13 protein-coding genes are annotated in these 15,121 nt (G+C 36.8%); 12 read left to right on the top strand and 1 reads right to left on the bottom strand.

The window, feature by feature from the left end:
- Position 1: 1 nt before the first annotated feature.
- From AC3IS5_RS15385 to AC3IS5_RS15345, 9 genes are all read left to right on the top strand, one after another.
- Positions 2-1,516, top strand: a complete 1,515-nt coding sequence (locus AC3IS5_RS15385) for a hypothetical protein (protein ID WP_489425197.1) — start codon at positions 2-4, stop codon at positions 1,514-1,516.
- Positions 1,517-1,646: 130 nt separating this feature from the next.
- Positions 1,647-2,243: an outer spore coat protein CotE gene (cotE, locus tag AC3IS5_RS15380; RefSeq protein WP_489427911.1), complete on the top strand. Its 597-nt coding sequence runs from the start codon at positions 1,647-1,649 to the stop codon at positions 2,241-2,243.
- A gap of 130 nt (positions 2,244-2,373) precedes the next feature.
- Positions 2,374-5,004: a DNA mismatch repair protein MutS gene (gene mutS / locus AC3IS5_RS15375; protein ID WP_489425196.1), complete on the top strand. Its 2,631-nt coding sequence runs from the start codon at positions 2,374-2,376 to the stop codon at positions 5,002-5,004.
- A gap of 12 nt (positions 5,005-5,016) precedes the next feature.
- On the top strand, positions 5,017-6,918 hold the full coding sequence (gene mutL, locus AC3IS5_RS15370) for a DNA mismatch repair endonuclease MutL (protein ID WP_489425195.1): 1,902 nt from the start codon (positions 5,017-5,019) through the stop codon (positions 6,916-6,918).
- 28 nt (positions 6,919-6,946) lie between these two features.
- Positions 6,947-8,605 (top strand): glycerol-3-phosphate dehydrogenase/oxidase, encoded by a 1,659-nt coding sequence (locus AC3IS5_RS15365; protein WP_489425194.1) that lies wholly within the window; start codon positions 6,947-6,949, stop codon positions 8,603-8,605.
- On the top strand, positions 8,598-9,518 hold the full coding sequence (locus tag AC3IS5_RS15360; RefSeq protein ID WP_489425193.1) for an alpha/beta hydrolase: 921 nt from the start codon (positions 8,598-8,600) through the stop codon (positions 9,516-9,518). Before AC3IS5_RS15365 ends, AC3IS5_RS15360 begins: the two co-directional genes overlap by 8 nt.
- Positions 9,515-10,429 carry a tRNA (adenosine(37)-N6)-dimethylallyltransferase MiaA gene (gene miaA / locus AC3IS5_RS15355; protein ID WP_489425192.1) on the top strand — a complete coding sequence of 305 codons (915 nt, stop codon included), beginning with the start codon at positions 9,515-9,517 and terminating at the stop codon, positions 10,427-10,429. Before AC3IS5_RS15360 ends, miaA begins: the two co-directional genes overlap by 4 nt.
- Before the next feature lie 78 nt (positions 10,430-10,507).
- Positions 10,508-10,738, top strand: coding sequence for an RNA chaperone Hfq (hfq, locus tag AC3IS5_RS15350; protein ID WP_038184348.1), 231 nt, complete (start codon positions 10,508-10,510; stop codon positions 10,736-10,738).
- A gap of 98 nt (positions 10,739-10,836) precedes the next feature.
- Entirely contained in the window at positions 10,837-11,136 is a 300-nt protein-coding gene (locus tag AC3IS5_RS15345) for a rhodanese-like domain-containing protein (RefSeq protein ID WP_489425191.1), read from the top strand.
- Positions 11,137-11,174: 38 nt separating this feature from the next.
- On the opposite strand, the gene AC3IS5_RS15340 is transcribed toward AC3IS5_RS15345, so the two are convergent.
- Positions 11,175-11,792: a trimeric intracellular cation channel family protein gene (locus tag AC3IS5_RS15340; RefSeq protein WP_489425190.1), complete on the bottom strand. Its 618-nt coding sequence runs from the start codon at positions 11,790-11,792 to the stop codon at positions 11,175-11,177.
- Positions 11,793-11,932: 140 nt separating this feature from the next.
- Here AC3IS5_RS15340 and AC3IS5_RS15335 point away from each other — a divergent pair, with 140 nt between their 5' ends.
- From AC3IS5_RS15335 to glnA, 3 genes are all read left to right on the top strand, one after another.
- The gene (locus AC3IS5_RS15335) at positions 11,933-13,183 is read left to right on the top strand and encodes a methionine gamma-lyase family protein (protein ID WP_489425189.1); all 1,251 of its coding nucleotides are present in this window, start codon (positions 11,933-11,935) and stop codon (positions 13,181-13,183) included.
- 173 nt (positions 13,184-13,356) lie between these two features.
- Positions 13,357-13,740 (top strand): MerR family transcriptional regulator, encoded by a 384-nt coding sequence (locus AC3IS5_RS15330; RefSeq protein ID WP_038184365.1) that lies wholly within the window; start codon positions 13,357-13,359, stop codon positions 13,738-13,740.
- A gap of 45 nt (positions 13,741-13,785) precedes the next feature.
- Positions 13,786-15,120, top strand: a complete 1,335-nt coding sequence (gene glnA / locus AC3IS5_RS15325; protein ID WP_489425188.1) for a type I glutamate--ammonia ligase — start codon at positions 13,786-13,788, stop codon at positions 15,118-15,120.
- Position 15,121 lies beyond the last annotated feature (1 nt).

The following is a 15,121-nucleotide window of genomic DNA, read 5'->3' as shown; positions in this document are numbered from 1 at the left end:
GGTGAAAAAATACAAAACAAAAACAACAAAACTATTTCTTCTATTAATCGCTCTATTATCTATGATGGCATTGGTTGCTTGTTCAGCAGATAGCAATGCCAAGGGAGATGATAATAAAGAGGATGTTTCTAAGGAAGGAACAAAAGAACAAAAAAAGGAACAACCAAAATTGAAAAATAATATTACTTTATCCAGTGAGCGTGGATTTGTACGAGATAAAGTTGATTTTCAAGTAGATGATTTAGAGGCAAACAAGGACGTTCAAATTGCTTGGAATGACGTATCTGGGAAATATGTAATTGAAGATTTATATGCAGTAATTGGTCCGGAGTTTTCAGAAAATGAGATTATTTTAGCAAAAGGTAAAAGTGATAATAATGGAAAATGGAAAGGTTCTTTTAATGTACCGGAAGGCTTTGGTGGAGACTTTACCGTCTTTGTAAAGCAACAAGGTGAAAAAGTTGGCCAAACGGCTTATACGGTTGATCCGACGTTTGAAATGTCACCTAAATCCGGTCCGGTCGGTACTGATATCTCGATAAAAGTAGAGGGGTTAGGCTGGAGTACGTATATGCGTAATTGGCAATTAACCTATGATAATAAATATACGGGATTAGTTACCGCTATTTCTACTAAAGGAACAGCTGAAGTGAAAATCCGAGCTGCTGGAACACCAGGTCAGCACGCGATTCGTTTACGTACAGGATATTTGGGGATGCAGTATATAAATTATAAACAATCCCCTTATCCTGATAAGCCAGCACCTGATTTTCTTTTTGAAATTACAGATGAAAAAACAGTTTTAGAAGATCATGTTGAAAAAGCACCTATAGCAGCAGGTGGAGGGGTAGAGATGCCTGCACTTGAAAATGAAAAAGGTGTAGAAGTTTCATTGAATAAAAATGAAGGTATTGTTGGTGAAGCGATTAATCTTTCGGCAACAGGTTTACCAAGTAATGAAAAAGTTGAGCTTGTCTGGAACACAATGAAGGGAAGCCGAGTAAGTGGTTTAGGCTTTGCTGGAGAAGTTTCTACATTAAGTACAGTTAAAACAAATGATAAGGGTCAACTGGATTATGATTTTAAAGTGCCTGATGACCTTGGGGGCATTCCCCACCGAATTGATTTAAAAATTGGCGACAAGGTATATGGGCAAGGGTATTTAAGCATCTTACCATCAATCGTTAATTTCTCACCAAAATCGGGTCCTGTTGGTACGAAGATTAATGTGACGATTAAAGGAGGCGGATGGACTGAGTTTGATAATGCATACTATTTAACTTATGACAATGCCTATACAGGTTACTTATGCGCCTTTAATAGCCAAGGGGATTTAACCTTCGATGTAATCGCTACTGGGGATAAAGGATATCATCTAATTGATCTTTATCCGGGAATTTATAAACAGAAAGTATTAGATACGGACATGACATTAATTCCACAATTAACTTATAGTACGGATCATCCGGGTTCAGCGATGCCTGCTATACGTCTAGCATTCAAAGTAACGGAATAATTACAGACTACTGTGTAGCCAAAGAAAGAACGGCTATTCAGTAGTTTTTTTATTTTTAAAAATTAATCTAATCACCCAATAGGCACATGCCGCATAAGATGAAATTAAGAGAAGCAAAGGAGGAATCGCGCTGAAAGAGTTGCGTCAAATTGTCACAAAGGCGGTCGTCGCGAAGGGTAAAAAAAGAACAGAAGTATGTGAAAATTTAAAACCACCGAATAAACCATCAAGTATTTTAGGGTGCTGGGTCATAAACCATACGCATTCAGCGAAAAAACATGGTAATTTTGTTGAAGTATCAGGCAAATTTGATGTCAATGTTTGGTACGCTTATCATAATCATTCAAAAACAGCAGTATTCTCTGAGACGGTACTGTATAGAGACCGTATCAAACTACATTATAGAGATAACGAAACAACTGGTAAAGAAGAGGTTCAAGTAAAGGTAATTCAACACCCGAACTGTACAGAAGCTATTATTACGCCTTGCGGTGAGCAATTCCAAGTCACAATTGAGCGAGAATTGCTTGCGGAAGTCGTAGGTGAGACAACAATTTGTATCTCAGTACATCCATTAGATTTTGAAGAAGAGTGGGATTTCGAAGATGAAAGTTCATCATCAAGCTCATCTTCTAGTTCATCATCAAGCTCTTCATCATCATCGTCATCGTCTTCATCATCAGGACCAACATCAGGACCATCATTTGAATCATCATCATTTCAATAAGTAATTTTAAAGCCGGAGTCGACGCCGGCTTATTTTTTTTGAGTAAATTGTCTAAAAGGTATGAAACGCATTTCAATGCTTATTTTGTTATAATAGAAATAAGATTTAGCTACACAAGAGAGGTTTTAAAATGACAACATATACACCGATGATTCAACAATATCTACAAGTAAAAGCAGATTATAAAGATGCTTTTTTATTTTTCCGATTAGGTGATTTTTATGAAATGTTCTTTGATGATGCTATAAAAGCTTCTCAAATTTTAGAAATTACATTAACAAGCCGAGATGCAGGTATGAAAGAACGCATTCCTATGTGTGGTGTGCCTCATCATTCCGCTAAAAATTATATCGAGACACTTGTTCAAAAAGGTTATAAAGTAGCAGTTTGTGAACAAACAGAAGATGTCAAACAAGCAAAAGGTGTTGTAAAACGTGAAGTTGTTCAGCTGATTACACCTGGAACAATTATGGAAGGCAAAGCACTAGATGGAAAAACAAATCACTTCATCGCAGCTGCTGAGCAAATAAATACCACGGAGTATGCTTTTTGTTATTTAGATTTATCAACTGGTGAGGCGACTGTTACTTATGTAGAAGGCGATGGTCTGGTCTTATTACAACAACTTCAATCATTTGGTATTCGAGAAATGGTTGTTGCTGAGCAATTATTTGCAGAACTGACTGAACAGGCAGAAGCATTATCTATAGTCTTATCAATTGAAGAAGAGGCAATGGATGAAGTGAAAAGTACACAGTATTTAGAAGGGGCTCCAAGTAATTTACATGGTGCTGGACGTAAGCTTCTACACTATATTGAACGTACTCAAATGCGTTCACTTTCTCATATTCAACCATTCCAATACAATGAAAACAAAAATTATCTTAATATAGATACGAACTCAAAACGAAATTTAGAACTCATTCATTCACTACGTGGTGGGGATCAAAAAGGAACACTATTATGGTTGCTAGACGAAACTGTTACTGCAATGGGTGGTCGAAAATTAAAACAGTGGTTACATCAACCGTTAGCAAACCGTCAACATATTGAAAATCGCTTGAGCATCGTGACAGATTTGTTGGAAGAATATTTTGTTCGAGCAGAATTACAAGAATTATTTAAACAAGTGTATGACTTGGAACGCCTAGCAGGACGTGTTGCATTTGGAAATGTTGGAGGACGTGATTTAGCGCAATTAAGAGAATCGTTACGCCAAGTGCCTGTCATTCAAGAGCAACTACAAAACTCTTCAAAAGCAAACCTACAAAACTTAGGGAAAGCACTTGATCTATGTAGTGATGTAGAAAGTTATTTAAGTCATGCGATTACAGATCACCCACCAATCTCGATTAAAGAAGGCGATGTTATCCGTGGTGGCTATGATGCAAAATTAGACGAGCTTCGTTATGCCTCTCGCAACGGTAAAGACTGGATTGCAGCACTTGAACAACAAGAGCGTGAAAAAACAGGAATTAAGAATTTGAAAATTGGTTATAACCGAGTGTTTGGATATTACATCGAAATCACGAAATCGTATATTCATTTAGCTGATTTAGAAAGATATGAACGTAAACAGACGCTAGCTAATGCAGAGCGCTACATTACAGATGAACTAAAGGAGAAAGAAGCCATTATTTTAAATGCTGAAGAAGAAAGTTTGGCACTCGAATATACTTTATTCACACAAATTCGTGAAGAATTAAAGCAATATATCCCGAGATTACAAGCACTTGCTTCTGCTATTAGTGAATTAGATGTCTACGTGGGTTTTGCAACTGTTACAGAAAAGTATCGTTTCACAAAACCAGTCTTCCATGAAGGCCGTTCACTTAAAATTGTAAATGGTCGTCATCCGGTTGTTGAGAAAATGATGAATCAGCAATTATATGTGCCAAATGACTGTGTTTTGACTGATGATCGCAATATGATGCTAATTACAGGGCCGAATATGTCTGGTAAAAGTACGTATATGAGACAAGTGGCGCTTATTACAATTCTTGCGCAAATGGGCTGCTATGTACCAGCAGATGAAGCGGAATTACCTATAACCGATCAAATTTTCACACGTATTGGTGCAGCAGATGATTTAGCAGCTGGACAAAGTACGTTTATGGTGGAGATGTTAGAATCACAACATGCCATTACTAATGCTACCGAGAAAAGCTTATTGCTCTTTGATGAAATTGGTCGTGGTACATCAACTTATGATGGTATGGCATTAGCACAATCTATGATGGAGTATATTCACAATAAAATAGGCGCTAATACATTATTTTCTACTCATTATCATGAATTAACAGATTTAGAAAATGACTTAAGTCGCTTGCAAAATGTTCATGTTTCAGCAATGGAGCAAGACGGGAAGGTAGTCTTTTTACACAAAGTTAAAAAAGGCCCGGCTGATAAAAGTTACGGAATTCATGTAGCAGAGTTAGCAGAATTACCAGCTGATATTATTTCTAGAGCTCGTATTTTACTTGAAGAATTTGAGACAACTAATGCAGTCTCAGCTGCAACCGTTACAAAAGCAGAAGCAACACCTATTGTGAAGGATGAAGCAGTTGTTATTATGAAGGACGAACCAGCACAACTTTCTCTATTTGCAGAAGAAGAGCCGAAAGAAATTATTCAATTAGCCGTTTCTAAATTAGAACAAGATGTACTTGAACAAATCCGATCAGTCAATGTATCTGGCACAACGCCGATGGATGCATTGCAACTTGTTTATACATTGCAACAATCATTAATAAAAAAGTAGGAGGTGCAACAGATGGGTCATATTCATATAATGGATGAATTTCTATCCAATAAAATCGCAGCAGGTGAAGTAGTCGAGCGACCTTCATCTGTTGTGAAAGAACTAGTTGAAAATGCCATTGATGCAGGAAGTACCTCGATTGAAGTAATTTTAGAAGAAGCCGGACTAACTTCCATTCAAGTAATTGATAATGGTAGTGGGATGGACGAAGCTGATGCACTGAAATCTTTTCAACGTCATGCAACAAGTAAAATTGAAAATGAACATGATTTATTCCGTATTCGTACACTAGGTTTTCGTGGAGAGGCATTAGCCAGTATTGCTTCAGTTTCAAAAATTACCCTCGTCACATCAAATGGAGAAGTGGGTATTGAGGTGCAACTGGAAGGCGGTCATGTTATTGACAAAAAACCAGCACCATTACGAAAAGGGACTGATATGAAGGTATCCCAACTTTTTTATAATACACCAGCTCGCTTAAAATATATGAAGACGATTCAAACTGAATTAGGTCACACAATTGATTTGATGAATCGCTTGGCTCTTTGTTACCCAGATATCGCGTTCAAATTACGCCACCATGACCATGTATTATTACAAACGAATGGACGAGGTGATTTACGCCAAGTATTAGCGGCAATTTATGGTGTTTCCAATGCAAAAAAAATGGTGCCATTTGAAGGAGAATCACGAGATTATAAAATTTCAGGATTTGCAACAATTCCTGAAATTACAAGAGCATCTAAGAACTATATGTCCATTTTCGTCAATGGTCGATGGGTGCGTCATTTTACTGTACAAAAAGCAATGATTGATGCATATCATACATTCTTGCCGATTGGGCGTTTTCCGATTTCAGTTATTAACATTGAAGGCGATCCATTTTTAACAGATGTTAATGTACATCCGTCAAAGCAACAAATTCGTTTAAGTAAAGAAGCTGAATTGATGGACTTAATTGAAAAGACGTTGCATAAGGTAATTCGTCAGTCCATGCAAGCACCTGAAATTGCAGAGAAAAAGAAAAAAGTTCCGCAAACCGGGGAGCAAATCAATTTCTGGAAATCGATGAATTATAATAACACGAGTATGCCTCAATTTAATGAAAAACCTAAGCAAGAAGAAGAGTCAACTCTATTTTCAGGACCATATCCACAAGATGTTTTAAATTCATCATCCAATTCAGGTTTTGTAAAGGAAGAAACATGGGAACAAGTAAATAGTACAGACAATTTGGCGGCGGAATCAAAATTACCCGCAGAACAAGATATAAACGATGAAGAGTATACAATGCCAATAGAAGAATCTGAAGAGAAAGAAACGAAAGAACCATTTCCTGAACTTGAAGTTGTAGGTCAAATACATGGGACGTATATTGTGGCACAAAGTGAGGATGGTTTTTATTTAATTGACCAGCATGCTGCACAAGAACGAATTAAATATGAGTTTTTCAAAGAAAAAGTAGGAGAGGTCGATCCAAATGAACGACAAACCCTACTATTTCCGCTAACTTTTCATTACTCAGCTGATGAAGCATTAGTGCTAAGAGAAAATATGACCCATTTAATAGATGTAGGTGTTATTCTTGAGGAATTTGGCACAAACTCATTTGTAGTAAGAGAACATCCTGCTTGGTTCCCAAAAGATTTTGAAGAGGAAATCATTGAAGAATTAATTGAACAGGTGCTACGTGAACGTAAAACAGATATACGAAAATTACGTGAAGACGCAGCTATAATGATGAGTTGTAAACGTTCGATTAAAGCAAATCACTACTTAAATACACAACAAATGGAAGTATTAATACAAGACTTAAAAAAAATGGTCAATCCGTTCACATGTCCACATGGAAGACCTGTTATCGTCCATTTTAAAACGTATGAAATTGAAAAAATGTTTAAGCGAGTTATGTGATTTTTACGAAATAAAGGAGGAAGATAGTATGTTTTCATCTGCACAACGTGAAAGTTTTATTGAAACACTCGATGCTTATTCTTTTGATGTGTTGGTAATTGGTGGTGGAATTACAGGTGCAGGTATTGCACTAGATGCTGTTTCTAGAGGTTTATCTGTTGCCCTTATCGATATGCAGGATTTTGCTGCTGGTACTTCTAGTCGCTCAACTAAGCTAGTACATGGTGGCTTGCGTTATTTAAAACAACTACAAGTAGGTGTTGTTGCTGAAGTTGGAAAGGAACGTGCCATTGTATATGAGAATGGAGTACATATTACAACTCCGCAGTGGATGCTACTTCCTTTTTACAAAGGAGGATCATTTGGGCCTTATTCAACTTCATTGGGTTTAAAAGTGTATGATAAATTAGCTCAAGTTAACAAATCTGAGCGACGTAAAATGCTAAATGCCAAAGAGACTTTACAAAAAGAACCTTTACTCAAAAAAGAGGGCTTATTGGGCGGTGGTTATTATGTAGAATACCGTACTGATGATGCACGTCTTACGATTGAGGTTATTAAGAAAGCTGTTGAACTTGGTGCTGTTTGCTTAAATTATGTAAAAGCAGAAGAATTTAAGTATGAAAACGAGAAAATTACAGGAGTAGTCGTTCGCGATCAAATCTCATCTCGTACTTGGACAATTCAATCGAATTCAGTTGTAAATGCTACAGGACCATGGGTAGATGAAGTACGTAAAAAAGATCAAATTAGTAATAATAAACAATTACGTCTTACAAAAGGTGTACATATTGTGATTGATCAATCCCGTTTCCCGCTTCAACAATCTGTTTACTTTGATACACCTGATGGCCGCATGGTCTTTGCAATACCTCGAGATGGAAAAACGTATGTCGGTACCACTGATACATTTTACGAGGAAAACCCAATAAATCCAGTTGCAACTGATGAAGATATTGCTTATTTAATGGATACAATTCACGATATTTTCCCGGAAGTCCAAATTACTCAAAAAGACGTTGAATCGAGCTGGGCTGGAGTTCGTCCACTTATTTTCAAAGAGGGTAAAGACCCTTCAGAAATTTCTCGTAAAGACGAGATTTGGGAATCCCCAAGTGGATTGTTGACAATTGCAGGCGGAAAATTAACAGGTTACCGTAAAATGGCTGAAAATATCGTCGACAAAATAGTAGAAAAAAAACAATTTAAAAAGTCTGGACCTTGTGTTACAGAACATTTGTCCCTTTCAGGAGCTAAAGGTATAAATCCTATTAATTTTGGCCCTTATGTAAAAAATAAAACATATGAAGGAACGAAATTAGGTTTAACTAAAGAAGAGGCGCATATGCTCGTATCTAAATATGGTACGAATATTCAAGCCATATTCAACATTATTCATACACTGAAAGTTAATAATTCAGTAGAAGATTTACCAATCGCTATACATGCACAGTTACTTTATGCTATTCAATATGAAATGGCTCAAACACCAGCAGATTTCTTTGTTCGTCGCTCAAGTCGATTATTATTTGATATCGATAGTGTCTATAATCATAAGGAAGCAGTAATAAAACTAATGAAAAAATACTTGTCCTATTCAACAGCGCAGGAAGAGCAATATCGTTTGGAATTAGATCAAATTCTATTCGAAGCGTCGCATTTTGCTAAAGAGGGCATTTATGAATAAAAATACACATTCAGTTAAAACTTCAGATGGTCACCGTATTGCGGTGACTGTCTATTCCCCTAGTGAAGATCCGAAGGGACATATTCACATTCTTCATGGTATGGCAGAGCATAGTGGACGATATGAAGATTTTGCTAAATTCCTTATAGACCGTGGTTATGTAGTTTCTATGCACGACCATCGTGGTCATGGGCAAACGGCATCTATTAACGAGTCACCTAAAGGTTTTTTTGCAGAACAGCAAGGCTTTGATAGAGTTGTATTAGACGTACATGAAGTGCTTGACTTTGTTCGGGCTGAACAACATTTACCACCTGTTATTTTATTTGGTCATAGCATGGGTTCGTTTATAGCACGACGTTATACAGAGCTTCATAGTGAAATGCTATCCAAAGCAATTTTCTGCGGAACAGGTGCTGCAAGTGTGACACATCAAGCTGGCCATGTACTTGCTAAAAGTCTAGTGAAATTACAGGGGAAAACGAAGGAAAGTCCATTATTGGATAAATTGTCGTTCGGTAATTTCAATCGTGCATTTTCAAATACCCAAACTGATTTTGATTGGTTATCATCTGATTCATCTGAAGTTGCTAAATATCTTGAAGATGAAGATTGCGGATTTTTAGCGACTAATCAGTTTTATGTTGATTTAACAGGTGGTATTCTAACTTTATCGAAGGAAGAAGAAATAAATAAAATTCGAAAAGATTTACCTATTCTCTTAATTAGTGGTGCAGAAGATCCTGTTGGTGATTTTAGTAAAGGTATCTGGAAAGTTGCAAAAAGCTATCAAAGTTGCGGTTTAACAAATGTTACCGTACAGTTATTTGAAGGAAAACGACATGAAATATTAAATGAAGTAAACCGACAAGAGGTTTATAACAAAATCATATGGTGGTTAGAAAAAGAATGAGACAACAAGATATAGAGGTAATTGCCATTGTGGGCCCTACAGCTTCAGGCAAAACTGCTTTAAGTATAGAGCTAGCAAAAAGGTTAAATGGAGAGATTATAAATGGTGACTCCATGCAGATCTATAGAGAACTGAATATAGGGACTGCTAAGATTACTGAAGATGAAATGGATGGGATACCACATCATCTCTTAAGCATCAAAGAACCAACTGAATCCTTTTCAGTCGCTGAATATCAGCAACTCGTGCGTGAACGTATAGACTTTATTCGTGCGAAAGGAAAATTCCCAATCATTGTTGGAGGAACTGGTCTTTATATTCAAGCTGTACTATTTGATTATCGCTTCACAGAAGAAAAGGTTGATGAAGCAGCGCGCGAGGCCTATTATAAAGAACTTAATGAAATTGGGCCTGAGGCAATGCATGCAAAATTAGTAGAGCTTGACCCTAAAACAGCTGAAACGATTCATCCAAATAATACTCGTCGCGTGATCCGGGCTCTTGAGATGATTCAGCATGGTGGTGTAGCTAAATCTTCAGATGAGCAAAACATGGGTGATAAGCCACTTTATAAACATATTATCATTGGTCTAAATATGGATCGCGAGCTGTTGTATGAAAGAATAAATAAGCGTGTGGATATAATGATTGAACAAGGACTACTTGCTGAAGTAGAAGCGCTTTGGCAAAAGGATATCCGAGGTGTACAATCGGTACAAGCTATTGGATATAAAGAGCTTTATGCATATTTTGATGGTAAACAATCACTAGAGGGTGCGATAGAACAGTTAAAACAAAATTCAAGACGCTATGCAAAACGTCAATTAACTTATTTCCGTAATAAAATGGACGTTAAATGGTTCAATAGTTTAGATGGAACAGAAAAAATAATTAGAGAAATATTGGAATAATAAAGGGTTTTTCGTAAATGAAATCGAATACATGGTATTGAGGAGAATTATTTAAATTAGAAGAGGGAGTGGCTTTGCATGAAATCTATTAACTTACAAGATGCGTTTCTAAATCAAATGCGTAAAAATGGGGTTTTCGTTACCGTTTTCTTGCTAAATGGTTTTCAATTAAAAGGTCTTATTAAATCTTATGATAATTTCACGGTACTATTGGAATCTGATGGGAAACAGCATTTGATTTATAAACATGCCATTTCGACATTCGCCCCTTCAAAATCCATTAATATTTCTCAAGATAACGAAGAGTAAATGTATTCGGCTAGTATAAAGACTAGCCGAATTTTTTATTTCTAGCTATACTTATAGAGATATTTGATATGTTTAATTGATAATGGAGGATTATAATAATGAAAACTATTACAACAACTGAACTTTTAGAAAAAGTTGACGCAAATGAAGATTTATTCTTAGTAGATGTACGTGAAGATGAAGAAGTAGCAAATGGTATGATTCCAGGGGCTATCCATATTCCACTTGGGTCACTACCTGAAAGAATTGATGAATTAGATAAAACGAAACCTTATATCTTTATCTGCCATGCAGGTGGGCGTAGCGGTAACGCATGTTCTTATCTTTCTGGTTTAGGTTATGACGTTACGAATATGGAAGGCGGTATGCTTGCTTGGGAAGGCGAGTTAGAATTCTAAGGTAATAAAAAGACGAATCATATATTGATTCGTCTTTTTTATTTGACTGAATTTTGCCCTCGTAAAGATTTAAAGGGTAGTCGCCAATGTTTCATGTATGATAATACACGAAGAGCGGTCATACTAACAAATAACATGTATAACCATAAATCTTGTTTAAAGATACCTAGGCCAACAATTATACCGGCAAGTGCTGCCCAAACAGCATATACTTCCTTGCGTAATACAAGCGGCTTACGACCGGCAAGTACATCGCGAATAATACCGCCGCCTGAACCAGTTAATACTGCAGCTACAATCGCAGCGCTAACAGGCAAATCTAACTTTACAGCAAAAAGTGCACCTTGAATCGCGAATGCTGATAGGCCGATAGCATCAAAGAAATTTCCACATTTATGCCAATGTTTCAATAACTTTTGCGGGAAGATAAAAACAATAGTAATAGATATAAGTGCAATTTGAAACAATGTCTCTTGCTCCCAAAGAGCAGAGATCGGTACACCAATTAGTGTATTTCGAATGGCTCCACCACCAAATGCAGTCACGATACCGAGTAAATAAACACCAAACAAATCATATTCTTCTTCCATCGCCACAATTGCTCCAGAAATAGCAAAGGCAATTGTGCCGACTATACTAAATACATCCCACGCCATAATAGATCCTCAACTTTCTAACAACGTCCTTGAATTGTACCAAAAACAGTAATAATTACAAGGTCTACTGATTGAATGATTGACTCTTTGGTTGTTATTGGTAATATAGTAATGGAAAAATAAAAAGGGAGCCGTAAAAAATGACGTATTCTACAACATTTAGTAATGAATTATTAATGAAAGCAAAAGAAATTGAAGCGCAAGTTAAACCGTACCATGATAACGTCGATGAAGTGGCTTTCTTCAATCAACAAAAAGTTTTAGCAGCTTTTCGTAATCATCAAGTTAGTGATTTCCATCTACACCCATCAAATGGCTATGGCTATGATGATGAAGGACGCAATAATTTAGAACGCGTTTATGCAGAAGTGTTCGGTGCAGAAGCTTGTATCGTTCGTCCACAAATTATTTCTGGCACTCACGCCATTACTATAAGCCTCTTCGGTGTATTACGTCCGGGAGACGAGCTTATGTATATTACAGGACAACCTTATGACACTTTACAATCAATTGTTGATGGTGGTGACAAAGATACAGGTTCATTAAAAGACTTTAATATTAGCTATCAACATATTGATTTAGTGAACGATAAAGACATTGACTGGGAGAGCGTAACAAAAGCTGTTTCTGAAAAAACAAAAGTAATCGCAATTCAACGTTCAAAAGGCTACGCATCACGACCTTCCTTCACAGTAGAACAAATCGCTGACATGATTAAAAGAATTCGTGAAATACAACCATCAGCTATTATATTCGTAGATAACTGCTACGGTGAATTTGTTCAAGAGATTGAACCAACTGATGTTGGAGCAGATTTAATGGCGGGTTCATTAATTAAAAACCCGGGTGGTGGCTTAGCTAAAATAGGTGGATACATTGCTGGGCGAACAGATTTAGTTGAACAATGTGCATTCCGTATGACTTCACCAGGAATTGGTGCTGAAGCTGGACCAACTTTAAATGCTTTGGCAGACTTTTATCAAGGTTTCTTCTTAGCGCCACATGTTGTTGCGCAAGCTTTAAAAGGTGCGATATTCACATCTGCAATGCTTGAATCAATTGGCATGACGACTTCGCCACATTATTCGGCATCAAGAACTGATTTAATCCAATCCGTATCATTCAAAACGGCTGATCAAATGATTGCATTTTGCCAAGCAATCCAAGCTAGTTCGCCAATAAACGCTCATTTTGCACCTGAACCAGCTTATATGCCTGGTTATGAAGATGATGTCATTATGGCAGCTGGAACATTTATACAAGGTGCAAGCATTGAACTATCAGCTGATGGACCAATTCGTCCACCATACACTGCGTATATTCAAGGTGGTTTAACTTACGAACATGTTAAGTATGCAGCTTTAAGTGCTGTACAAAAATTACAAAAATAATTTTCTGAAAATAATGTGAAAAACACATAACTAAAACAAGGAAAAGGCTTAGAAAACTAGATGGCTCTAAGCTTTTTCTTTATTTGAACAACCACGTTAGGTTATATAACATGGTATTGACAGGAAACCTGACATGATGTATTATTTGAATTGTAAAGGGGAAGGTGAATGATATGAGTCGTGAAATACGAAGATCAATGCCATTACTTCCAATTAGTATAGTCATGCAACTGACAGACTTAACGGCTCGTCAGATTCGATATTATGAAGAACATAATTTAATCGAACCTGCAAGAACAGAAGGCAATCGTCGGATGTTCTCCTTAAATGATGTCGATTCATTGCTTGAAATTAAAGACTTGTTGGAACAAGGAATTAATATGGCAGGTATCAAAAAAGTATTTGCTTTAAAAAATGAACCAGCAATCGCAAATTTAGGTAAAAAAGACATTACGGATGCAGATTTACGTCGCATTCTAAGAGAAGAGATGCAGCAAGCACAACGTCTTCAAAAAACATCTATCCGTCAAGGGGATTTATCACGTTTCTTTCAATAAGAAACTGAGTAAAATATAAAATTTATTACATGGAGAGTGAATCGAGTGGGGAAATTTACAAAAGAAGATATTAAGAGATTAGTAGCTGAAAAAGAAGTAAAGTTTATCCGTTTACAATTTACTGACATTTTAGGGACAATTAAAAATGTTGAAATTCCTGTAAGTCAATTAGATAAAGCATTAGATAACAAAATGATGTTCGATGGTTCTTCTATTGAAGGTTTCGTTCGTATTGAGGAATCAGATATGTACTTATATCCTGACTTAAGTACTTTCATGGTATTCCCATGGACTACTGGTAAAGGGACAGTATGTCGCTTCATCTGTGACGTATACAATTCTAATGGTACTCCATTCGCAGGAGACCCACGTAACAATTTACGTCGTATCTTAGCCCGCATGGAAAAAATGGGTTACACAAGCTTCAACTTAGGACCTGAGCCCGAATTCTTCTTATTCAAATTAGATGAAAAAGGCGAACCTACATTAGAATTAAATGACCACGGTGGTTACTTCGACTTAGCGCCAACAGACCTTGGTGAAAATTGCCGTCGAGATATTGTATTAGAACTTGAAGAAATGGGCTTTGAAATCGAAGCTTCTCACCATGAAGTTGCTCCAGGTCAACACGAAATTGACTTCAAATACGCTGATGCAATTACTGCATGTGATAATATCCAAACATTCAAATTGGTTGTTAAAACAATTGCTCGTAAACACGGCTTACATGCGACATTCATGCCAAAACCAATCTTCGGTTTAAGTGGTTCAGGTATGCACTGTAACGTTTCTCTATTTAACGGAAAACAAAACATGTTCTTCGATGAAAAAGCTGAAATGCAATTATCTGAAACTGCTATGCAATTTATGGCTGGCGTTTTAAAACATGTTGAAGGTTTTACAGCAGTTACAAACCCTACTGTAAATTCTTACAAACGTTTAGTACCAGGATACGAAGCACCATGCTACATTGCTTGGTCAGGACAAAACCGCTCACCATTAGTACGTATTCCAGCTTCTCGTGGCTTATCAACTCGTATTGAAGTTCGCTCAGTTGACCCAGCTGCTAATCCGTACTTAGCTATGGCTGTTATTCTAGAATCAGGACTTAACGGTATAGAACAACAATTAACACCACCACCAGCAGTTGATCGTAACATTTATGTAATGAGTGCTGAAGAACGTGAAGAAGCTGGTATCGGTAACTTACCAGTTAACCTTGATGACGCACTACAAGCATTAGCTAAAGATAAAGTAATTCAAGAAGCACTAGGAACTCATATTTATGAAAACTTCCGTGAAGCAAAAGAAATTGAGTTTGACATGTTCCGCACTCAAGTTCACCAATGGGAACGTGACCAATATTTAAAAATGTATTAAT

Source organism: Viridibacillus sp. KH_047 (genome assembly GCF_057838945.1).
Note: the sequence above shows the minus strand (reverse complement) of the source record. Positions and strands in the feature narration are given on the sequence as shown.